We start from the raw sequence: 23131 nt of genomic DNA, 5'->3' as shown, positions 1-23131 counted from the left end.
GGACGTTCGGATGCCGCCCGGTTGACGGTGCGCTGTCCACCGGGGGACGAACGATCATTACGCGACTTCGGAGTTCGGCAGGGCGGCAACGCGAGACGAGGCGGCGAGGAACCACCGGGAAAGCCCTCCTGCGTGTCCGTGTTGACGTGAGTCGGTTGGGGCTGGTGTGGGCCTGGCGGAAGATCCGCCAGGCTTTGAGCCGTGCGAAGCATCGGCCGTGGGGCGGCCTGATCCGCGCGGCGGGGCGGAGGCCGGCGGGGATGTTGCTCTGCCCTTGGGTGGCCGCAGGCCCTGACCTGCCTCGTCCTCGAAGCAGACCCAGGCACCCCCGCCTCCGAAGGCTCGCAACGATTGCAATGTGACGGCATGTCAGATATGACGGAACGTCAGAGAAGGTGAGGAGTCGATGGGGAGACCGGGACGACCGGGGGTGGCGGGGCGGAAGGTGCCCTGGCAGCCGCTCCTCGCGATCGGTAAAGTCGGCCCCCGCGTGACCCAGCGCCACCGCACTTCTCGGCAGCGGTACGAGTTCCGGCACCAGTGCACGTCCCCGCGTCAGCGCACCTCCCCGTATCGGCAGTACAACTCCCCGCGTCAGCGCACGTCCCCGCGCCACCGCACCTCCCCATATCGGCAGCGCACGTCCCCGTATCAGCGCACGTCCAGGCAGTGGTACGAGCTCCACCCGCGGCTCGGTGCCGTCGGACGGTCCGCCCCCTGGTCCTCCGGTGGCCCCGCCGCCCCCGATCCCCCGGGGGTCACCGCTGTCGCCACCCCCCTCCCGGCCTCATCGGTCTGATTCGGAGTGTTCATGACGCCCGTAGCGCCGAACCCTGAACTTGTCATCGGATTGAGCCCGTTAGGCCTGCCCGACCCGCGCCCGGTCGCCGCGGTCTGCCGGGCCGGCGGACTCGGAGTACTGGATCTCGGGGCGGGCGACCGCCGTGCAAGAGAGGCGCTCGCGCGCGTACGGCGCTGGACGGCGGGCGCGTTCGCCGTCCGCGTCGGGCCGTCCTGCGCACTGACACCCGAAGAGGTCGCCGAGGAGTGCGGCGGCGCCCTCCCGCGGGTGGTGCTGCTCGCCGCCGACGCCGACTGGAAAATCAGTCAACTGGCCGATGAATGCCGGGTGTTGGCCGAGATAGAGGGCAGGGAGGAGGCACGCCGGGCTGCCGCGGACGGCGCGTACGGGCTCGTGGCGCGCGGCAGCGAGTGCGGCGGTCGCAGCGGAGATCTGAGCACGTTCGTGCTCCTCCAGGCGCTGCTCGCCGACCCGGCGTACGAGCTCCCCGTGTGGGCCTGCGGGGGCATCGGCCCCCGCGCGGCGGCGGCCGCTGTGGTCGGCGGCGCGGCCGGGGTCGTCCTCGATACTCAGCTCGCGCTGCTCGCGGAGTCCGGGATCGCGGACGAGGCGGCGGCCGCGCTGCGCACGATGGACGGGTCGGAGACCAGTGTCGTCAACGGCGTGCGGGCGCTGCGAAATGCCCGCACCGGTCTCGAACTCCCCGTCGGTCAGGACGGGTTCCTCGCCGCCCGGTTCGCCGAGCGGTGGGACACCGTGTCCGGTGCTGTGCGTGGGGTGCGCGAGGCCATTCTGGCCGCCGTGGCCGATCAGGCTGGCCTGCGGACCATGACGGCGGGCTCAGCGATGGCGGACGCCCTCGGTACCCGGTTGCCTCTCGTGCAGGGCCCGATGACCCGGGTCAGCGACCGAGCAGGCTTCGCGGCGGCCGTGGCGCGCGAAGGGGCGCTGCCGATGCTGGCGCTCGCTCTGTCCGACGGCGAGCAGAGCCGCGCCCTCCTCGAACAGACCCGTGACGAACTGGGTGATCGGCCCTGGGGCGTGGGCATCCTCGGCTTCACGGACAGCAAGGTCAGGGCCGAACAACTGGCGGCCGTACGAGCGGTCCGCCCCGCGCACGCCATCATCGCCGGGGGGCGCCCCTCCCAGGCTGCCGACCTGGAGGCGGCAGGCATCAAGACGTTCCTGCACGTCCCGTCCGATACGCTGCTCAAACAGTTCATTGACATGGGCATGCGCAGATTTGTCTTCGAAGGCGCCGAATGCGGCGGACATGTGGGACCGCGCAACAGCTTTCCGCTCTGGGAAGCGCAGTTGGCGGTGGTCGAGGAGTACGTGGCTCGCGCGCCCGGCACCGCGCGCGACTTCCAGGTGCTGCTCGCGGGCGGCATCCACGACGAACGCTCCTCGGCCATGGCCGCCGTGCTCACCGCGCCGCTCGCCGCACGCGGGGTCGCGGTCGGCGTCCTCATGGGCACCGCATACCTCTTCACGGCCGAGGCGGTCGAGTGTGGCGCGATCCAGCCGGTCTTCCAGCGCCAGGTGATCGCCGCCGGGGCCACCGCGCTCCTGGAGAGCGCCCCGGGCCACGCCACCCGCTGCGTCGCCAGCCCGTACACCGCCGACTACGCCGCCGCCCGTACGCGTCTGCACGCCGACGGCACCCCCGACCGCCAGGTCTGGGAGGAGCTGGAGCGGCTGAACATCGGGCGGCTGCGGATCGCCAGCAAGGGGGTGGATCGGGAGGGCGGCGAGCTGCGGCCGGTCTCCGAGCAACGCCAGCTCGACGCCGGGATGTTCATGGCCGGGGAGGTGGCCGTGCTGCGCTCGGCGGCCACGACCGTCGGCGCGCTGCACGACGCCGTGAGCCGGGGCGCCGCCGCCTTCGCCGAGCGGCGAGCGGCTGAGCTGGCCGAGGCTCTGGGTGCTGCCGAGGGCGTCGTCGAAGAGCCTGCCGCGCAGCCGATCGACATCGCTGTCGTCGGCATGGCCTGCATGTTTCCCCAGGCCCCCGATCTGGCGACGTACTGGGCGAACGTCGTCGGCGGCGTCGACGCGGTCACCGAAGTCCCCGCCGACCGCTGGGACCCGGAGATCTACCACGACGCCACAGGCGAGCGCGCCGGAACCACCGCGTCGCGGTGGGGAGGCTTTCTGCCGCCGATCCCCTTCGACCCGTTCGCGTACGGCATCCCGCCCGCCTCGCTCGGCAGCATCGAACCCGTACAGCTGCTCGCCCTCGAAGCGGCCCGGAGGGCGTTGGAGGACGCCGGGTACGGCGACCGGCCTTTCGACCGCTCCCGTACGTCCGTGGTCTTCGGGGCGGAGTCCGGCAGTGACCTTTCCGGCGCGACCACCCTGCGCACGGTCCTGCCCGCCTACCTGGGGGAGGTGCCGCCCGCCGTCGAGGAGCAGTTGCCCAAACTCACCGAGGACTCCTTCCCCGGCATGCTCGCCAATGTCATCGCGGGCCGGATCGCCAACCGCCTCGACCTCGGCGGCGCCAACTACACCGTCGACGCGGCCTGCGCCTCCTCGCTCGCCGCGCTGGACGTGGCCTGCAAGGAACTCACCGCCGGTACCAGCGAAATGGTGCTCTGCGGCGGCGCCGATCTGCACAACGGGATCAACGACTACCTGCTCTTCTCCTCCGTCCGCGCTCTCTCCCCGCGCGGGCGCTCCCGTACGTTCGACGCCGGTGCCGACGGCACCGTGCTCGGCGAAGGGGTGGCCTGCGTGGCGCTGAAGCGCCTGGCCGACGCCGAGCGGGACGGCGACCGCGTGTACGCCGTGGTCAAGGGCATCGGCAGCGCGAGCGACGGCCGCTCCCTCGGACTCACCGCACCCCGGCCCGAAGGCCAGCGGGCCGCGCTGGAACGGGCCTACCGGGCGGCCGGGGTCTCGCCCGCCAGGGTCGGCCTGGTCGAGGCGCACGGAACCGGGACCGTGGTCGGTGACCGCACCGAACTGGCCACGCTGACGGATGTGTTCACCGAGTCGGGCGCGGCGCCGGGCGGCTGCGCCCTCGGCTCCGTCAAGTCCCAGCTGGGCCACACCAAGTGCGCGGCGGGCCTGGCGGGCCTGATCAAGGCGGCGATGGCCCTGCACACCGGGATCACTCCGCCCACGCTCCACCTCCAGGAGCCGAACGCCGCCTGGGACCCCGCCACCAGTCCGTTCGTCTTCCATGCCGAGGCTCGGCCGTGGGCGACCCCGGCGGCCGAACGGAGCGCCGGGGTCAGCGCGTTCGGCTTCGGCGGCACCAACTTTCACGCGGTGCTCACTGCCCACGACGCGGGTGCGCCACCGGCTCAGGGTTACGAGGCGTGGCCGGCCGAACTGTTCCTGTTGCGGGGCGCGGATGCTGCGGCGGCCGGACGGGAGGCGCAGTGGCTCCTCGGGGAGCTGGACGGCCCGGCTGCGGGCCTCCGCCTTCGCGACGCCGCGCTGGTGGCGGCCCGGCGCGCCGCGACCCGTCCGGCCCCGGTGCGGATCGCGGTCGTCGCGGAGAGCGTGAGTGAACTGCGGGAGCTGCTGCGAAAGGCGGCGGACGGGGAGCGGGGCCGGGGGGTGTACTCGGCGGACGAGCCGGGGACGGGGGGATTTACCGGCGGGCGCGGGAAGGATGGCCGGGGGACAGCCGGGTCCGAGTCCGGCGGCCCCGGGAAGGATGGGCCGGGGACGGACGGGCCCGGGGTGGGCCGAATTTCCGGCGGGTTCGCGGCGGATGGGCCGGGGGCAGCAGGGTCCGAGTCGGGCAGGTTCTCCGGGGGGCCCGGGGTGGATGGGCCGGACGCCTCCGATGCCGACGGCCTCGGCATCGACCCCAAGGTCGCTTTTCTCTTCCCTGGTCAGGGCAGCCAGCGCCCTGGCATGCTCGCCGAGCTCCTCGTCGCGTTCCCGGAGGCCGCGCAACTGGTGCGGCAGGGCGGGGCGTACGCAGCCGCGCTCTATCCGCCCCAAGCCTTCGACTCGGGTGCGGCCGAACGTCAGCAGGAGGTGCTGAAGGACACGCGCATGGCGCAACCAGCCCTCGGAATCGTCGACCTGACGATCTGTCACGTACTGGAGTGGGCAGGTGTACGCCCCGACATGGCGGGCGGGCACTCCTACGGGGAGCTGGTGGCCCTGGCGGCCGCCGGAGCCCTGACCCCGGACGCGCTGCTCGACCTGAGCGCCCACCGGGCCGAGTCGATCCTGGCTTCGCTCGGCGACGACCCCGGCGCGATGGCGGCGGTCACGGCCGCCCCCGCCGACGTGGAGCGCGTCCTGGCGGGGGCCGGGTTGGGCGGCCGGGTCGTGGCCGCCAACCGCAACGGCCCCCGGCAGACCATCGTCTCCGGCCCCACCGCCCTGGTGGACGAGGCGATGGAGCACCTCCGGGGCGCGGGACACGGAGTGCGGCGCATCCCGGTCGCCTGCGCCTTCCACAGCCCCCTGGTCGCGGGCGCGGGAGAGCGGTTCGCCCCGGTCCTGGCCCGGCACCCGGTCAGGGTGCCGGAGTTCCCGGTCTGGGCCAACCGGACGGCCGCCGTCTATCCGGCCCGGCCCGATGGCGTACGTGCCGAACTGGCCGCGCAGATCGGGTCCCCGGTGCGCTTCGCCGAACAGGTCGAGGCGATGTACGCGGCCGGGGCGCGGATCTTCGTCGAGGCGGGTCCGGGCACGGTGCTGACCGGCCTCGTCGGCCAGATCCTGGGCGACCGTCCACACCTGGCGGTCGCCTGCGAGCCGCGCCCCGGCGCCGGGCTGCGCGGCCTGCTGGAGTCTTTGGCGCGGCTCGCGGTCGCGGGTGTGCCGGTACGCGCCGGACGGCTCCTCCAGGGCCGGGGCGCGGTGACGGCAATGCCGGAGCCGCCCGGCTGGACCGTGGACGGCCAACTCGTCCGCACCCGCTCCGGCGACCTGCTGCCCGGAGCCCTGAAACCGGCCCGACGGGTCAGTCTGGAGACGACGACGGTGATGCGCGACAGCGACTCCCAGTACGACGAGCGCGAACTCATCGCGGACTTCCTGCGTACGACACGCGAGCTGGTCGCGGCCCAACGGGACGTTCTGCTCACGCACTTGGGGGCCCAGGGCGGTGCCGCCTCCCCGCCACCGGTGTCCCCTCTCCCTCCTCGTACGCAAGCCGCTCCGCAGTTGGCCGTGGCCGAGGAGGCTCCGGCCGCCGAGGCCCCACGTCCGGTCGTGGTCGACATCGAGCAGGCCGTGCTCACCGTCATCAGTGAACGGACCGGCTATCCGGCCGACATGATCGAACCCGATCTGGACCTCGAAGCGGACCTGAGCATCGACTCCATCAAGCGCACCGAGATCGTCGGTGAGCTGGCCCGTCACCTCGCGGGAACCCGCACCTTCGACGACGCGGAGATGGAGGAGCTGTCCCGGGCCCGGACGGTCGCCGCGATCACCGCGTGGATCACTGGGCACGAGAGCCCGGCCGAGCCGGAAGCGGCCGCTGCCGTGCCCGCGTCGGCCGCCCCGGCTCCGCCCGAACCCGAGCCCGCCCAGGGCGTGGCCCCGCGCCGCTGCCTCCTTGAGGAGACGCCCCTCGGCCTGCCGGTCATCCCGACGGACCCGGACCTCCACGGCAGGCGCTTCGCCCTGCTCGGAGGCGGCTCGACCGCCGAGGAACTGGCAGCCCGGCTGGTCGACAGGGGCGCCGAGATCGTCGCGTACGCAACCGACCGGCGACTCGACCAGGCCGACGGTCCCCTCGACGGGGTCTTCCACCTGGGAGCCGTGGTCCCCGCAGCCCCGTCCGACGGCGCCGGGGCGCTGCTTCCCGGGGCCTTCGAGATCTTCCGGGCCGCCCTGCGCCTCGCACCCCGTTGGCTGATCTGCGGCAGGACCGCGCCCGGCGCCGGAGAGAATGCGGGGGCGGGGCTGCACGGCCTGTTCCGGACCATCGGGCGGGAGTACGGCGACATCGCCGCCCGCGTCGTCGACCTCGACCCGGCGGCCACCGCCGCTCGGCGGGCCGACTTCCTGATGGCCGAGCTGTACGCCGAGGACCACGCCCCCGTCGTCGTGCGCACCGATGCCGGACGGTACGGGTACGCGCTCGCGGAGCGCGGCCTCGGCGGCCTGGCGCACACCGGTGCGGGGCCCGCCGGGGACGGGGCCGCCGAAGCCGCGGCGCTCGGACTCGACCGGGACTCCGTGGTCGTGCTCGCCGGAGGCGCGCGCGGCATCACCGCGGACTTCGCCGTGGCGCTGGCGGCGGCTTCCCACTGCCGGATCGAGCTCCTCGGCAGGACCCCGCTGCCCGCCGGGCCCGAGGCCCCGGAACTCGCGGGCGCCACCGACGCCACCGCGCTGCGGGCGCTGTTCGCCGCCCGGGGCGAGCAGGCCCCCGCCGCGATCGAGCGCGAGGTCAGGAACGTCCTCGCGGGCCGTGAAGTCGCCCACACCCTCGACCGGTTGGGGCGGCTCGGCAGCCAGGCCGCGTACCGCGTCGCCGACATGTGCGACGGCGCGGCCGTGGCCCAGGCCGTCAAGGAGATCCAGGCGGAGCACGGTCGCATCGATGTGGTGGTGTACGCGGCGGGCGTGATCGAGGACCGGCTCATCGAGGAGAAGGACCCCGAGTCGTTCCGGCGGGTGTACGCGACGAAGGTGGACGGCGCCCGCGCGCTGCTCGACGCCGCGTCGGCGCTGCCCCACTGCCCCCGGACGGCCGTGCTGTTCGGCAGCGTCTCCGCCGTACTGGGCAACCGCGGCCAGAGCGACTACGCCGCCGCCAACGACGCGCTCGCGAGCCTCGGCGAGCGGTGGGCGCGGCGCACCGGGCAGCGGGCGCTGACCGTGCACTGGGGGCCGTGGGCGCCGTCCGGAGTGCACGGCGGCATGGTCACCCCGCACCTCGCCCGCGAGTACGCCCGGCGTGGTGTGGCCCTCATCGACCGCGAGGAGGGCGCGCTGGCCCTGCTGCGGGAGCTGGCCTGGGGCGACGAGTCGGCCACGTCCGTCGTCTACACGGCATCGGCCTTGTGACATGGCCGACGAGACTCCAGACACAACGGATTTGATGGATCGTCAGATACCCGTCGCCATCGTCGGCATGGCCGTCCTGCTGCCCGGCGCCAAGGACCTCGACGCCTACTGGCGCAACCTCGTTGAGGGCGTGGACGCCGTACGGGAGGTGCCCGAGGGACGCTGGGACCCGGTCTACTACCGGCCCGGCGATCCGGGCGGCGCCGCCGACCGCATCTACTGCCGGCGCGGCGGCTTCGTCGACGGCCTCGCCGAGGTCGACGCCACCCGCTTCGGCATCATGCCCAGCTCGGTCGCGGGCACCGAGCCCGACCAGCTCATCGCGCTCTCGGTCGCGGCCCGCGCCATCGCGGACGCGGGCGGTGAGGAGCGGCTGCCCGAGCGCGGCCGGGTCGGGGTGGTCCTGGGCCGGGGCGGATACCTCAACCCGGGCCTCGTCCGGCTCGACCAACGGGTGCGTACCGCCCACCAGTTGACGCGCACCCTGGGCCAGCTCATGCCCCACCTCGCCCCGGACCAGCTCGACCGGATCCGGGCCGCGTTCACCGAGACGCTGGGACCCGAGCACCCGGAGTCGGCCATCGGGCTCGTCCCCAATCTGGCGGCGTCCCGCATCGCCAACCGGCTCGACCTGCGGGGGCCGGCGTACACGGTGGACGCGGCCTGCGCGTCCTCGCTGATCGCGGTCGACCAGGCGGTGGGCGAACTGGCCGCCGGCCGCTGCGACATGATGCTCGCGGGCGGTGTGCACCACTGCCACGACGTCACCCTGTGGAGCGTCTTCGCCCAGCTGCGCGCCCTCTCGCCGAGTCAGCGCAGCCGCCCCTTCCACGCGGCGGCCGACGGCATCCTCATTGGTGAGGGGACGGGCGTCGTCGTCCTCAAACGTCTCGCGGACGCCGAACGCGACGGCGACCGTGTGTACGCGGTGATCCGTGGCACCGGCGTCGCGGGCGACGGCCGCGCCGCCGGGCTGATGAACCCCGACCCGGGCGGCCAGACCCGTGCGGTCCGCCAGGCCTGGCGAGCGGCGGGCCTCGACCCGCGCGCCCCCGGCTCCGTGGGCCTCCTGGAGGCGCACGGCACCGGCACCCCGGCGGGCGACGCGGCTGAACTGGCCACGCTGGCCGAGGTGTTCGGGCCCAGCGCGCACGGTGCGGCCGCACCCGTCATCGGCTCGGTGAAGTCGATGATCGGCCACTGCATGCCCGCCGCAGGCATCGCCGGACTGGTGAAGGCTGCCCTCGCCGTGTACCACGCGACCCTGCTGCCGACCCTGCACTGCGACGAGCCGCACCCCGCCCTCGCCCGCACCCGGTTCCGCCCGGCGGCGCTCGCCCGCCCGTGGGAGGAGCCGCTGCGCCGGGCCGCCGTCAACGCGTTCGGATTCGGCGGGATCAACGCCCACGTGGTCCTGGAGCAGGCCCCGGGCGCTGTGGCCGCTCCGCGCCGGGCGGCCGTGCGCGAACCGGAGCGGGTGCTGCGCCTGAGCGCCGACACGCCCGGGGAGCTGGCGCGGCTCCTGGACACGGACGACACCACGGTTCGGCAGCGGGGCGACGCCTCGTACGCGCAGGGTGTCTCCGCCCCGTACCGGCCAAGTGCCCTCGTCCCGAACCCGCAGGGCACTTGGCAGGCCCCCGCCGCCCGGCTAGGCATCGTCGCCCCGACCGCCAAGCGGCTGGCGCTCGCCCGCCGGGCGGTGGCCCAGGGCCGCCCGTGGCGTGGTCGCAGCGACGTGTGGTTCGCCCCGCGCCCGCTGCTCGGGAAGGCGGGCGGGGGCAAGGTGGCGTTCGTCTTCCCCGGTCTGGAGGCGGAGTTCACCCCCCGGGTGGACGAGGTGGCCGAGCACTACGGGCTGCGGCTGCCGGGCCGTGCCTACACCGAGGCGACCGACGTCGCCCGGCACGGGCTCGGGGTGCTCCGCGTCGGCAGGATCCTGGACGAAGCCCTGCGCGCCCTCGGCGTCCGGCCCGACGGAGTCGCCGGACACAGCGTCGGGGAATGGACGGCGATGATCGCGGGCGGCATGTTCGCGGCCGGCGAGGCGGACGACTTCTTCGCCTCCTTCGACCCCGACTCGCTGCGCGTGCCGGGCCTGACGTTCGCGGCGATCGGCGCCCCGGCGGCACGGGTGAGCGAGGCGCTCACCGGCTGGCCGGATCTCGTCCTCTCGCACGACAACTCGCCCAGTCAGTCGATGGTGTGCGGCCCGCAACAGCCGGTCGAGAAGTTCGCGGCGAAGCTCCGGGCCGAGCGTGTGATCTGCCAGGTGCTCCCGTTCCGCTCCGGCTTCCACACGCCGATGCTCGCCCCGTATCTGGGCCCTATGAAGCGGGGCGTGGACGCGGCGGAGATCCTTCCGCAGCGGGTCCCGGTCTGGTCCGGCACCACGGCGGCCCCGTTCCCGGCCGACCCCGACGAGGTCCGCGCCCTGTTCGTCCGCCACCTCCTGGAGCCAGTACGGTTCCGGCTGCTCATCGACGCCATGTACGCGGCTGGCTTCCGCGCCTTCGTCCAGGTGGGCACGGGCCGCCTGACCTCGCTGATCACTGACACCCTCAAGGACCGCGACCACCTCACGCTCTCCGCCAACTCGCCCCAGCGCGGCGGACTCGCGCAACTGCTGCGGGTGGAGACGGGGCTGTGGGCGGAGGGTTACCCGCCGGCGCTCGCCCGGCCGGACGGGCCGCGCCCCTCCGCCCCCATCCCTCTCGACCTCACGGCCGCGCTGGTCCCCATCGCCCCCCACCGCCTGGACGACTTACGCGCCGAGCTGTGCCCCCGTACGGAATCGGAGGCTGAACTCGCCACCTCCACAAACCTGTTGAGTGAATCCCTCACCCGGAGCCACCCCGTCGCCGCAGAGCTCGACGCGCTGATGCGGGAAACGGTGGACAGCGTCACGGCCGTACTGGAGGGGGCGAGGGATCCCGTGGCGGCTTCGGCTTCGCCGGGGGCGGCGCTGTCCGGCACACCGACCACACCCGACAGCGCAGCCCCGTCCACCGAGCACCGCACCCAACTCCGCGTCTCCACCACGGCCATGCCCTACCTCCTCGACCACTGCTTCTTCCCGCAGCGGCCCGGCTGGCCCGATCCCGCCGACCGGCATCCGGTCGTCCCCGCCACCACCGTCCTGCACCACCTGATGGCCGCCGCCGAGCGTGCCGCGTCCGGGCAGCGGGCCGTCGCCGTGGACGACGTACGGCTGGAGAAGTGGGTCAACGCCATCCCGGCCGTGGACGTGACCATCACCGCCCGGCCGCAGGGCGCCGACCGGTGGGCGGTCGCGTTCGGACCGTACGCCCGCGCGACCGTCCACCTCGCCCCCGCCTACCCGGCCCCGCCGTCCGCGCCACCCCTGGACGCGGCCGACGAGCGTCCGCCCGACATCGCGGCGGCCCAGCTGTACGAGGACCGGTGGATGTTCCACGGGCCCGCCTTCCGGGGCGTCACCGCGCTGCGCGGCATCGGACCCGGCCACGTCCGGGGCACGATCACCACGCCGTCCGCGCCGGGCGCCCTCCTCGACAACGTGGGCCAACTCCTCGGCTACTGGCTGATGTCGACCCACCCCACCCGGACCGTGATCTTCCCGGTCGCCCTGGAGCGGGCCCGCTTTTACGGACCGCCCCCGCCCACCGGCACCCGCGTCGACTGCCATGCGGTCATCACCTCGCTCACCGAGGACACCCTCCTCGCCGACGTCCGGGTCACCCTGCCCGACGGGACGGTGTGGGCGGAGCTCTCCGGCTGGCGCGACCGCCGGTTCTCCGGGCTCGACGCGCGCAAGTCCGGCGGCTACCCGGAACACCGCGCCCTCGCCGAGGCGCAGCCGGGCGGCTGGTGCCTGCTGCGGGACGTATGGCCGGACCTGGCCTCCCGCGATCTGCTGACGCGCATGCAACTGGGCCGGGCCGAGCGGGAGGCGTACGAGGCGCGGCCGCCGCGCGGCCGGCGGCAATGGCTGCTCGGCCGGATCGCCGCCAAGGACGCGGTCCGGCGGTGGCTGTGGCAGCGCGGCGAGGGCGCGGTGTTCCCGGCCGAGATCGAGATCGTGAATGAGGAGTCGGGTCGGCCGCGTGCGGTGGGAGTGCACGGGCGTACGCTCCCGGCGCTGGACCTGTCCCTCGCCCACCGGGGCGACCTCGCGGTCGCCCTCGTACGCCCGCCGGGGCACAGCCCGTACTCGATCGGCGTCGGCATCGACGTCGAAGAGATCGCGGACCACACTCCGCAGACCCACCGTGTCGCCCTCGGCGCCCGCGAACTCGCCCTTCTCGGCGGGCTCGTCGCCGCCGGGTCCGGCGAGTCCGAAGCCTTGTGGTTCACCCGGTTCTGGGCGGCCAAGGAGGCCGCCGCCAAGGCGGAGGGCACCGGCTTCGGCGGACGGCCGCACGCCTTCGAAGTGACCGAAGCGGACGCCGAATCCCTCACCGTCACCGTCGACGGCCGCCGCTACCACGTCCATTGCACTCTCGTCGACCCCACCCATGTCGTGGCTTGGACCACGTCTGCGACGACCCTCAAGGAGAGCACTCAGTGACCACCAGCGAACGGCCCCCCGGCCCCGCCCCCCTCGCACCGCCGGACGAGGAGAGGGTCCTGGCCGAGATCGCCGGACTGATCGTGGAGGTGCTCGGGGACTACGCCCCCGACCCCGCCGACATCCGCCCCGAGACCCTGTTCGGCGACGACCTGGAGCTGGAGAGCATCGACCTCGTCATGCTGTCCGGACACCTCCAGGAGCGGTACGGCGAGCAGGTCAACTTCGCCGAGTTCGTGGCCTCGCTGGAGATTGACGAGGTCATCGCCCTGTCCGTCGGACGGCTCGTCAACCATGTGCTGCACAGCCTCGGCGCGGCCCCGGAAGCGGGAGCAGCTCCATGGTCATGATCCGCGCGAACGGTCTCGGCCTGCACGTCCAGCGGTTACACCCACCCCAACAACAGCCGTACGCGACCGTGGTGTTCGTCCACGGCGCCTTCATCGACAGCCTCGCCAGCTACTACTTCACCCTCGGCCCCCGGTTCGCGGAGGCCGGGTTCGACGCCCTCATGTACGACCTGCGGGGACACGGCCGCAGCGAGCGCCCGCCCAGCGGGTACGCCCTGGAGCACTTCACCGCCGATCTCGACGCCCTGCTCGACGCACTGGGCATCGCTCACCCCGTTCACCTCGTAGGCAACTCCTTCGGCGGCACGGTCGCCCTCGACTTCGTCGTCCACCGGCCCGAGCGCGTCGCCACCGTCACCGTGGTCGAGTCGGGCCCCGCAAGCCGGGCCTGGTCCCACACCATGACCTCCGCCCTGCGCCACGCCGGGGACATGGGGGACGACGAGGCGCTGGTGTGGTTCACCGAACAGTACGGGACGCTCTCCTCGACCCGGACCGGCGACGCTCGCCATGACGCGCACATCCGTCGGCTCGGCCGAGCCGCCGCCCGGCTCGTACGCTCCACCACCATCGCCGATGACATGCCCACCGGACGGGTGCTCACCGACGAACAGCTCGGCGCGGTCCGCTGCCCGGTGCTCCTGGTCAACGGACAGGAGGGCCTGGTGGCCGCCGAGTCCGCCCGGCTGCGGTCGCTGCTGCCGCACTGCCGGGTCACGGTGGTGCCCGGACAGAAGCACTCGGTCCTGGTCGAGGCCTCCGTAGCCGTCGGGCGGCTCGTCCTGGACTGGGTCCGCGAGCACGCCGGGGCCGCGCCCGAGCCCAGTGGACCGGGGCCGGTCCGGTGAGCCGCTTCCTGTTCGTCGTGCCGCCGCTGACCGGGCACATCAACCCGGCGGCGGCCGTCGCCGCCGAGCTGACCGCGCGCGGCCACGAGGTGGCGTGGGCGGGGCGGCGCGCGATCGTCGAGCGGCTGGTGGGGGAGCGGTCCCGGGTGTACGTGTGCGCCGGGCCCGACCACCTCGCGGGGCGGCCGCCCCAACTGCGCGGGATCGCGGCCCTGAAGTTCCTGTGGGCCGACTTCCTCGGCCCGCTCGCCGAGGCGATGGCGCCCGGGGTGGCGGCGGCGATCACAGCCTTCCGGCCGGACGTGGTGGTGGCCGACCAGCAGACCGTGGCGGGCGCCCTGGTGGCGGAACGGCTCGGCGTGCCCTTCGCGACCTCGTCCACCACATCGGCCGAGCTCACCGAGAGCATGGCGGGAATGCCGGGCGTGCGCAGCTGGCTCACCGGACTGCTCCGGGAGCTACGCGAGCGCATCGGCGATCCGGCCGCCACCTATGACCCGCGCTTCTCACCGGCGCTCACCCTCGCCTTCACCACCCCCGAGCTGACTGGCCCGTACACCGCACCGGAGACGGACCTGCGCTTCGTCGGACCGGCGCTGGCCGCCCGGCGCTCAGCCTTGGGGGACTTCCCCTGGCAGTGGCTTGACCTGGCGCCGGGGACGGCATCCGTCCTGGTCACGCTGGGTACGGCGAACACCGACGCGGGCGGCCGCTTCCTCGCCGAGAGCGTCGCGGCGGTCCGCGCCCGCGCCGGACGGCTGCGGGCGGTGGTCTGTGACCCCGGCGGGCTGCTCGGGGCGGTGCCACCCGGGCCCGATGTGCTGGTCAGGGCGGACCTGCCGCAAGTCGCCGTCCTGGAGCGGATGTCGGCGGTCGTCTGCCACGCGGGCCACAACACCGTCACCGAGGCGCTGTGGCACGGGGTGCCCCTGGTGGTCGCCCCGATCCGTGACGACCAGCCGGTCGTGGCGGCCCAAGTGGTCGGCGCCGGGGCCGGGCTGAGGGTGAAGTTCGCGCGGGCGGGGCGCGAGCAGATCGGCGCGGCCCTGGACACGGTGGTGACCGAGCCGGGCTACCGGGACGCGGCACGCCATGTCCGGGACGCCTTCCGCGCCGCCGGCGGCGAGTCGGCCGCCGCCACGCACCTGGAAGAACTCGTCGCCGCCGCGCCCGTCGCGGGCCACCCCCGATGAAGCTCTCGCCCAGCCCCAACAGAGCCGCCACAGAAAGGGACGCACATGCCCGACAGTGAACGGATCGCCCAGCTCCGACCCTCGTACCAGGAAGAGCTGGCCCGTGGCACGGGCCGCTTCTTCCTGCCGGCGCGCACCGACTGTCCGTGGTGCCTGGGCACCGACCTGCGTCGCAAGTTCCGCACCACGGACCTCATCCAGGGCAAGCCGGGCGAGTTCGTCCTCGACCAGTGCCGGGGCTGCGGGCACGTCTTCCAGAACCCGAAGCTGAGCCAGGAGGGTCTGGACTTCTACTACCGGGACTTCTACGACGGGCTCGGCGCCGAGACGACCGCGAAGATGTTCGAGGGCAACGGCAGCAAGAAACGGTTCCGCCGCAGCGCCCGTGCTCTGCGGCGACTCGCCCTGCCCGGCCGGTGGCTGGACGTCGGTACCTCGCTGGGCCACTTCTGTGCCACCGCCAAGGAGGTGCTGCCCGACACCGAGTTCGACGGGCTCGACATGGGCGAAGGCGTCGAGCAGGCCGCCAAGGAGGGCCGCGTCCAGGAGGCCTACCGAGGGCTGTTCGTGGACCTCGCCGACGAGATGGCGGGCCGCTACGACGCGGTCAGCATGTTCCACTACTTGGAGCACACCCTCGACCCGCACCGTGAACTCGCCGCCGCGCACACGGCGTTGGCACCCGGCGGCCATCTCCTGATAGAGGTCCCCGACCCCGAATCGTGGTCGGGACGACTGCTCGGCCGGCTCTGGCTGCCCTGGTTCCAGCCCCAGCACCTGAACATGGTCCCGATGGGCAATCTGTGCCGGCGGCTGCGCGAACTCGGCTTCACCGTCGAAGTGGCCGAGCGCCGCGACGCCCATATCCCGGCCGACCTGGCGTGCGCCACGTGGTTCCTGTTCGACCGGCTGCTGCCGCGCGACGACTCACCCTGGCGGCCCCACCGTCCGGGGCGCGCCGCCCGAGCCGTTCGGTTCGCGCTGGTGTGGGCGGCCGTGCCGGTGCTGATCGCGGTGTACGGGCTCGACCAGCTGCTCAACCCGATCGCCAGGCGGACCCGGTTCTCCAACGCCTACCGTGTGATCGCCCGCCGCGACGCGTGAGCGTCGCGGGTGCCCGCCCGACCGCACCTGTGCCAGGTCGTACCGGACCGGTCCCTCCAGCTGGGCGTACAGCCGGATTCGCCGAGTCCGCCGACGAGTGGGAGGCCGGAACGCGACGGGGTGGTGGGGCTCCCGTGCGTTTCAGGCATCTGCGGACTTCAGAGCCCGCTCCACTAGTTCTATGTCGGCCTTCGGGATCGCCAAGTCGCGTGATCCCTCAGCGGTGTTGAGGTCGAAGGCTGCCAACTTCCAGTGTCCGGACCTGGCCTCGGACGGGGTGAGGACGAACGGCGCACGGAGCACGACGGGTTGGCTGCCGGCGCGGTGCCAGGTGATGGGCTGTCCGTGGGTGAGGTGGAGATAGCCGAGTCGGCGTCGGCCGGAGGCGCCTGCGACGGTCCGCGAGAAGCAGGTCACCTTCAGTGTGGTGCCGGCCGCGTAGTCTTCGGCGTCCTTCGCCGCGGAGGGACGCTTGATCCACAGCCAGCGAAGCAGTACGTCGGAAAAGCTTTGGGTCCCCGCCGCGCGGCGAATCGTCGAACTCATGAGCGCGGAGTGTGGCAGGTGGTCATCCCGGCGGACAAGGTCGCCGTCGACGGCGTGGCGGAGAAGCGCGGCGATCTGGTGATCAGGGTTCCGGTGGGCTGTCGATGTGCGGCGGCAGTGGCCGAGAGGCGTTGTCGGAAACCACCTCGGCGACCGTTCACCGACGTTGACTCCCGAAGCGACCGTTCATCGACGTTGAATTCCGACGAGAGTTGCCGACAGTGCCCCACCTGCGGGTTCGTGATCACGGGGCGGAGTGTCGGCAGACGGTCGTTGGCCGACACTCCGGGTCCCTAGGCCGGTCGTCGTTGCACGGCGTCGGCGATGACCGCTGTCACGAGTTTGTTGACGACTGCCGTGGCTGGCGGGCCGGCGTCGCGGTCGGCGAACAGGAGATGCCCGCCACCGACCAGGGAGAGGGTGAGTGAGTCGATGTCGGCGTCGGCCGCGATGCGACCCAGGTCACGCTCGTCGGCCAGATAAGCGGAGATCTCGGTCGTGGCCTGGGCCAGGATCGCGATGCCGCCTCCAGGTGTCGCCGTCCGCAGTCGTGCGCGCAATTCATCCCGAAAGGTGATGAGCGGGATGATCGCTACCGGAATTGGTCCGAACAGGGTGGTCAGTGCGCTGGTGAGGTTGTCGGCCACCGTACCGGTGCCGGCGGACTCACGCAGCGCACTCGCCTGCCTCTCAAGCTGCGTGGCCCGGTCGAGCACGAGGTCGGTGAGGAAGGCGTCGAAGTCACTGAAGTGCCGGTGCAGAACCCCTTTGGCGCAGCCCGCCTCGTCGGTGACGGCCCGGCTGGTCAGCCCGTTCGGGCCGTCCCGCAGAAGCACGCGTTCGGCAGCGCCGAACAGCTGCTGCCGCGCGTCGCGAAGGTGCACCCCGGTCGGCATTCAGAGATCCTCTCGTGCGTCAGCCTGCTGGCATCCGTTGCCCAGTGGGCGCACGCCCACTAAGGTGGGCGCATGCCCACCTTACCGCGAGAACAACCGGAACCGTCCCCGGCGGAGCCGCATGAGGCCCGGCGTATGGCCGAGTCGTTCGGCTTGGACGCCCCACGCTACGACCAGGCCCGGCCCGGCTACCCCGATGCACTGGTGGCGCGGATCGTCGCCGGGGGCCCGGGGCTTTACGTGCTCGACGTCGGCTGCGGCACCGGCATCGCAGCCCGCCAGTTCCAAGCGGCCGGATGCACCGTGCTCGGCGTCGAGCCCGATGCGCGGATGGCCGACTTCGCGCGAGTCCTCGGCCTGGAGGTCGAGGTGGCGTCCTTCGAGTCCTGGCAGCCGGCCGGACGGACGTTCGACGCGGTCGTCGCCGCCCAGTCGTGGCACTGGGTGGACCCGGCCGTCGGCGCCGTGAAGGCGGCCCGTGTGCTGCGCCCAGGGGGACGGCTGGCGATCTTCGGGCACGTGTACGAGCCGCCTGCTGAGGTGGCCGAACCATTCGCCGCTGCCTACCGGCGGGCGGCGCCGGACTCCCCGCTCAACGCCCAACCGGCCCGACGGCCGCTCGACCTCTACGAGGCCGCATACGCGAAGTCCGCCGACAAGATCCGCGAGACCGGACAGTTCAATGATCCCGAACAGTGGCGATTCGACTGGGAGCAGTCCTACACGCGCGACCAATGGCTGGACCTGCTGCCCACGACCGGCAGCCTCACCCAACTCCGTCCCGGCAAACTGGCCGAGATACTGGACGCGGTCGGGTGCGCCATCGACTCCCTGGGCGGACGCTTCACGATGAACTACACCACCCTGGCCGCGACCGCCGTACGCGCTGACCCTTCCTGAGCCCATCCGCCAAGCCGTCGCCACCCCAGGAATCCGCGCGGCCGTTCGGTGCTTTGTCGGCCGCGCGGGCGACCACCTCGGCCAGGAGCTGCTGGCGGGCGGGTTGCCGGTGGCGACGGGGATGCCGATGGGGTCGGGTGCTTGTTCGGTTACAGGGCCGTGCGCACGATCTCGTCCGGCTTGCCAATCGCGGCGTCGGCGAGCTCGTGCCCTCCTTGCCCCGCACCTCCTTCAGCCCCGCCGTCAACCGCCTCTCCGCCCGCCGCTCGGCACGCCAGGATGGACGCCACGTGTTGTGGCTTTGGGCGGAGTGGTCCAGGCGGCGTGGCGGTCGTCGATGGTGACGGCGAGCCGGGGCCATGCCTCGGCGAGTCGTGTGAGCTCTTCCGCCGTCATCTCGTGGGCCGTACGCAGGGGTTCGCTCGGGAGGAAGTGGACGATGGTCCCGGTCGTGCGGTCGTCGGTGATCGGTTGTAGGTCGGTGGTGGGGATGCCGTGTTCGTATCGCTGGGTCCAGGATCCGTTGTGGCGGCGGTTGGTGTGGACGAGCCAGGTGCTCAGTGCGGCGACGGTGGACATGCCGCGGCGGGGGTGTTCGTCGGGCAGCCGGGGCGTGTCGGGTTGGTCGAAGAAGCGGAGGTCCTTCGTCGCCATGACCGGCTTCTTCATGAGGTGGCCGTGTTCATCGAAACGTGTGTCGGTGCCCCGTCCGTCGTCGGCGACGGCGACGGAGCCATCGGCGTGGAGCGCGATGCGGCAGTGCCCGCCGCCGGTGCATTCGGCCTCGTCGGCCGCATAGGCGATGACTTCAAGGATCAGGTGCCGAAGGCCACCAGGGGCGAAGGCGGCCGGGTCCTGGCGGATGTGCTCCAGGTGGCCGGGGTCGACGGTGCTCGCCCAGTCGTGTGTCGTATTGCGCCAGGCACTTCTTGGTGCGTCCATACGAGAAGTATGCGGGCGGAGATCACGGGCGCCTTGCGTGGGATCAGTCTGCCTGGGGACGTGCCCATCTCTTGCGGTTTGGGGTGCCGAGGCGACCAACTTGCGTTCATTTCAAGCGAGTTGGTGGTGATCGCTCAGGAGGGCGGGTGGTGAGGTCGCGGGCATGGATGTCGGCGGAGCAACCCCGCTCGCCCGGCCGCCGGCACCTCGCCGATCGGCAACTCCCGGTTCGAGCCGAGTGGTCAGAAGGCGCGCGGGCCGTCGGGAGTGGCTCGCACGGCGTCGGCGTGGCCGCCCGGTGCCTCGCCCCGCTGGGGCGGCACCCAAGGCGTTAGGCGCTGCCCGCCTGCCCGCGCAATCGCCAGTGCCCCGCCCGCTCGCAGGACACGCAATGCCTCTGGGGCAGACCGGCCGGGGTCGTCCACTGCCAGACTGCGGATGTCGAGAAGGTGTCATCGGCTCCGTCCCAGGGGCATCTGCGGCCATCACCGGTCGCACGGAGGAGAAGGAGAAACCGGCATGGCAATTCAGCGGATGGACAACGTCGGCATCGTCGTTCAGGACATGGACGCCGCCGTCGCGTTCTTTGTGGAACTGGGTATGGAGCTGGAGGGAAGGTCGGAGGTCGAGGGTCTTTTCGCCGACCAGTGCACCGGACTTGACGGCGTCCGCTGTGACATCGCGATGCTCCGGACCCCGGACGGTCACAGCCGGCTTGAGCTGTCGAAGTACCGTAGTCCAGCGGTGATCGACGCTGGGCCGCGCAACCGGCCGCACAACATTGTGGGCACGCACCGCGTCATGTTCGCCGTCGACGACATCGAGGACACCGTTGCCCGTCTGCGGCCTCACGGCGCCGAACTCGTCGGCGAGATCGCCCGGTTCGAGGACAGCTATTCGCTCTGCTACCTCCGCGGCCCGGAGGGCATCATCATCGGACTGGCCGAGCAACTGCGCTGAGGGGGATGACCGGAACGCCCCTGGGGGGGAAGTGCCCTGCCGACGGGGGAGACGGCAGGGCACTTCACGTCAACTTTACCTTGGCTCCACGGAGTTGAGGATTCAGCGTACTTGGGCCGTCGACCTCGCCATGCAGCCGCTCCGGTCCGTAAGCGGCGAGTTCAGCCTGCCAGCTGCTGCAGCCAATCGCGCAGCAGAGCCGTTTCCGTGTCTCGCAGCGGCACCTCGGTGCCTACGGCCGGGTGCCCGGAGGTGAGCGCGTTTTCGAGCGCGGCGTCGAGGGCGAGTGCGCGCGAAGCCAGGTCCGATTCGGTCGGGGCGGGCTGGTCCGTGGTGACGGAGGCGATGACGGTGTCCCGAAGCCGTGCCGAAGTGGTGAGGTCCCGTTCTGAGGGCGCTTCGCCGATCAGTGCCAACGTGGCACCAGTCGTTGCCGCGTGGATGACGCGGGTCGCCTGTTCCACCGGAACCCGAAGCCGCCCGGTCTCGGCCGCGCGGCGCAGCAGTCTCACCAGCAGGGCGTGTGCCTCGTCCGCGGCGGGGGGCCGCCGACCGGGCTGCACGGTGCCGTACATGAGCATGTAGAACGCGGGGTGCTGCACTCCGAAGTCGACGTGCAGGTCCCAGCCGCGGTAGAGGTCGGCCACCGGGTCATCGGGGGTCAGCGCCAGCGCCTCCCGCTTCTCGGTCAGGTACATCTCGAACCCGTAGGCGGCCAGCTCGGCCAGGAGCCCGTCCTTGTCGCCGAACATCCGGTACAGCGCGGGCGCCGTGACGCCTGCGGCCGCGGCGACCGCGCGCGTGGAGACCGCCTCGCTGCCGCCCTCTTCCAAGAGCTTGGCGGCCACCTGTAGCACCTGGCGGCGTGTAGCGCGCCGTTCCTCGTTCATGGAACAACGATATCGCAATTTGCGTATCGCCGCCTTATCAGTGATACTCAAATAGCCGGAACGGTGATCCGGGCAGGTTCTGGTCGTTACCAGCCCGCGACCCGGGCATGCGCCGCACCCTGTACGGGGCCGCCGGTCCCTGACTCGTGGAGCAGGGCGAGCCACGGCCGCAGCGGGCAGCTCATCGTCCGCCGGCACCCCACCGCACCGCCGCTATTGCGGCAGGAGAGGAACACCCATGTCCGAAATCTCGATCGTCATCGCGTCGCACTCCGGCTACGGCCACACCGCGCAACTCGCCACGGCCGTCGAGGACGGCGCACGCTCCGTCGGCGGGACGCAGGTCCAGCGGGTGGACGTCGCTTCCCTCAGTGATGCCGACTGGGAACTGATGGACGCCGCGGACGCCATCATCTTCGGTACCCCCACTTACATGGGCACCGCGTCGGGGGCGTTCCACGCCTTCGCCGAGGCCACCAGCAAGCGGTGGAGCACCCGAGCCTGGAGCGACAAGCTCGCGGCGGGGTTCACCAACTCCGGCTCCATGAGCGGCGACAAGCTGCACACGCTGCAGTACCTCTCGCTCCTGGCGGCCCAGCACGGAATGCTCTGGGTGAGCCTGAACCTCCTGCCGGGCTGGAACACCACCACATCAAGCCCCCAGGACGACAACCGCCTCGGCTTCTACCTCGGTGCCGGCGCGCAGAGCTTCAATGACACTGCCACCGTCCACGACGCGGACCTGAGCACCGCCCGCCACCTCGGTCGGCGCGTCGCCGAGCACACCCGGATCCACCGCGCAGGACTGGCTGCCGCAGCGCACTGACACACCGCGATTCGGAACCACCCCGGCGGTCCCAACCAGCCCGAGCGAACAGCAACTCCGGACCAGGGAGTCATGGTTGGGTCCGCCCCCGCGCGACGGGTTCACGCCGACGAGCCCAGCAGAAGACTTCAGTACCTGCCAGGCGCATGAGCCCGTACGCGGATGGCGCGAGCCCCGTCGACCACAAAACACCTTTACCCCCCTCGGAGGAGTGAGCCATGCAGAACCGGACGCTCGGAAGCCAGGGCCTTGAGGTCTCGGCCATCGGCTACGGCGCGATGGGCCTGACGATGGCCTACGGACCCACCGACGAGGAGGCCGGCATCGCCGCCCTCCGCCGCGCCCACGACCTGGGCGTCACCTTCTTCGACACCGCCGAGATGTACGGCTGGGGCATCGGATCCAACGAGATCCTGGTCGGCAGGGCGGTCCGGGACTTCCGTGACGACGTGGTCCTGGCCACCAAGTTCGGCGTCGACATGTCGGTGCCCGCGGAGCAGATCGGCGGCCCTCTCGACAGCCGGCCCGACAACATCCGCAAGGTCGCCGAGAACAGTCTGCGCCATCTCGGCGTGGATCACATCGACGTCTTCTACCAGCACCGCGTCGACCCCGAGGTGCCCATCGAGGAGGTCGCGGGAACCGTCAAAGAACTGATCGACGCAGGCAAGGTGAAGTACTTCGGCCTCAGCGAGGCCGGACCCGAGACCATCCGCAAGGCGCACGCCGTGCAGCCGGTCTCCGTCCTGCAGACCGAATACTCCCTGTTCGAACGGGACGTCGAGCAGCTCTTCCCGGTCCTTGACGAACTCGGCATGGGCTTCGTCGCATACTCCCCACTCGGCCGCGGGTTCATCACCGGCACCGCCAAGCCCGCCGACCAGTACGAAGGCAGCGACATACGCAACGTCGACCCGCGATGGCAGCCGGGCAACTTCGAGAAGAACGTAGAAGCCGTCGACCGGCTCGCCTCACTCGCGGCGACCAAGGACGCCACCGTCTCCCAGCTCGCTCTGGCCTGGCTCCTGACCCGCGGCGAGCACATCGTGCCCATTCCCGGCACCCGCAGCCCGAAGCGCATTGAGGAAAACGTGGGGGCCACCGACCTCACCCTCACCGACGCCGAGCTCAAGGCCATCGACGGGATCCTTCCCCACGGCGGCTTCGGCGCCCGCTACGCCGGGGGAAACGTGCCGACCTGGACTTGAGATCCGGGCCAGGAGAGCCACGCCCAACCGGGCTGCGCCGCAACGACCTTGACGGTGTGCGGCTGGTCCATGAACACACGGGTGGAGCAGTCGATGCCGCAGCGTGGTCCGGCGATGT

Annotated in this window: 14 protein-coding genes; 10 read left to right on the top strand and 4 right to left on the bottom strand. The window is 72.1% G+C overall.

The genetic code is table 11. From position 1 onward, the window contains the following. Positions 1–811: 811 nt before the first annotated feature. From OG522_RS02420 to OG522_RS02395, 6 genes are read left to right on the top strand one after another with little or no spacing between them, the layout of a single operon-like run. Positions 812–7801: an SDR family NAD(P)-dependent oxidoreductase gene (locus OG522_RS02420; RefSeq protein ID WP_329461235.1), complete on the top strand. Its 6990-nt coding sequence runs from the start codon at positions 812–814 to the stop codon at positions 7799–7801. A gap of 34 nt (positions 7802–7835) precedes the next feature. Next, on the top strand, positions 7836–12350 hold the full coding sequence (locus tag OG522_RS02415; protein WP_329461234.1) for a type I polyketide synthase: 4515 nt from the start codon (positions 7836–7838) through the stop codon (positions 12348–12350). Next, positions 12347–12700, top strand: a complete 354-nt coding sequence (locus OG522_RS02410) for a phosphopantetheine-binding protein (protein ID WP_329461233.1) — start codon at positions 12347–12349, stop codon at positions 12698–12700. Before OG522_RS02415 ends, OG522_RS02410 begins: the two co-directional genes overlap by 4 nt. Next, the gene (locus OG522_RS02405; RefSeq protein WP_329461232.1) at positions 12691–13548 is read left to right on the top strand and encodes an alpha/beta fold hydrolase; all 858 of its coding nucleotides are present in this window, start codon (positions 12691–12693) and stop codon (positions 13546–13548) included. The genes OG522_RS02410 and OG522_RS02405 overlap by 10 nt, the downstream gene beginning before the upstream one ends. Continuing rightward, positions 13545–14741, top strand: a complete 1197-nt coding sequence (locus OG522_RS02400; RefSeq protein WP_329461231.1) for a glycosyltransferase — start codon at positions 13545–13547, stop codon at positions 14739–14741. Before OG522_RS02405 ends, OG522_RS02400 begins: the two co-directional genes overlap by 4 nt. A 45-nt stretch (positions 14742–14786) precedes the next feature. Then, entirely contained in the window at positions 14787–15845 is a 1059-nt protein-coding gene (locus tag OG522_RS02395) for a class I SAM-dependent methyltransferase (RefSeq protein WP_329461230.1), read from the top strand. Positions 15846–15986: 141 nt separating this feature from the next. Here the strand turns inward: OG522_RS02395 and OG522_RS02390 are convergent, their stop codons facing one another. Together OG522_RS02390 and OG522_RS02385 are read right to left on the bottom strand one after the other, a co-directional pair. Then, entirely contained in the window at positions 15987–16391 is a 405-nt protein-coding gene (locus tag OG522_RS02390; RefSeq protein WP_329461229.1) for a hypothetical protein, read from the bottom strand. A 293-nt stretch (positions 16392–16684) separates the two neighbouring features. After that, a complete protein-coding gene (locus tag OG522_RS02385; RefSeq protein ID WP_329461228.1) occupies positions 16685–17287 on the bottom strand; it encodes a TetR/AcrR family transcriptional regulator in 603 nt (200 codons plus the stop codon). Between the two features lie 72 nt (positions 17288–17359). Here OG522_RS02385 and OG522_RS02380 point away from each other — a divergent pair, with 72 nt between their 5' ends. Continuing rightward, positions 17360–18187 carry a class I SAM-dependent methyltransferase gene (locus tag OG522_RS02380; protein WP_329461227.1) on the top strand — a complete coding sequence of 276 codons (828 nt, stop codon included), beginning with the start codon at positions 17360–17362 and terminating at the stop codon, positions 18185–18187. 243 nt (positions 18188–18430) lie between these two features. Here OG522_RS02380 and OG522_RS02375 read toward each other — a convergent pair whose 3' ends face one another. Beyond that, the gene (locus OG522_RS02375; protein WP_329461226.1) at positions 18431–19129 is read right to left on the bottom strand and encodes an ATP-binding protein; all 699 of its coding nucleotides are present in this window, start codon (positions 19127–19129) and stop codon (positions 18431–18433) included. A gap of 519 nt (positions 19130–19648) precedes the next feature. Between OG522_RS02375 and OG522_RS02370 the strand changes: the two genes are divergently transcribed. Beyond that, entirely contained in the window at positions 19649–20089 is a 441-nt protein-coding gene (locus OG522_RS02370; RefSeq protein WP_329461225.1) for a VOC family protein, read from the top strand. Between the two features lie 161 nt (positions 20090–20250). Here the strand turns inward: OG522_RS02370 and OG522_RS02365 are convergent, their stop codons facing one another. Then, positions 20251–20979: a TetR/AcrR family transcriptional regulator gene (locus tag OG522_RS02365; RefSeq protein WP_329461224.1), complete on the bottom strand. Its 729-nt coding sequence runs from the start codon at positions 20977–20979 to the stop codon at positions 20251–20253. A gap of 238 nt (positions 20980–21217) precedes the next feature. On the opposite strand from OG522_RS02365, the gene OG522_RS02360 reads away from it, so the two are divergent. Together OG522_RS02360 and OG522_RS02355 are read left to right on the top strand one after the other, a co-directional pair. Beyond that, positions 21218–21805, top strand: coding sequence for a flavodoxin family protein (locus tag OG522_RS02360; protein ID WP_329461223.1), 588 nt, complete (start codon positions 21218–21220; stop codon positions 21803–21805). A gap of 218 nt (positions 21806–22023) precedes the next feature. Then, positions 22024–23013: an aldo/keto reductase gene (locus OG522_RS02355; RefSeq protein WP_329461222.1), complete on the top strand. Its 990-nt coding sequence runs from the start codon at positions 22024–22026 to the stop codon at positions 23011–23013. Positions 23014–23131: the final 118 nt, after the last annotated feature.

Origin of the sequence: Streptomyces sp. NBC_01431, from assembly GCF_036231355.1 — a bacterium.
GTDB lineage: Bacteria > Actinomycetota > Actinomycetes > Streptomycetales > Streptomycetaceae > Streptomyces.
The sequence above is the reverse complement of the archived record's forward strand: the minus strand, read 5'-3'. Positions and strand labels throughout refer to the sequence as shown.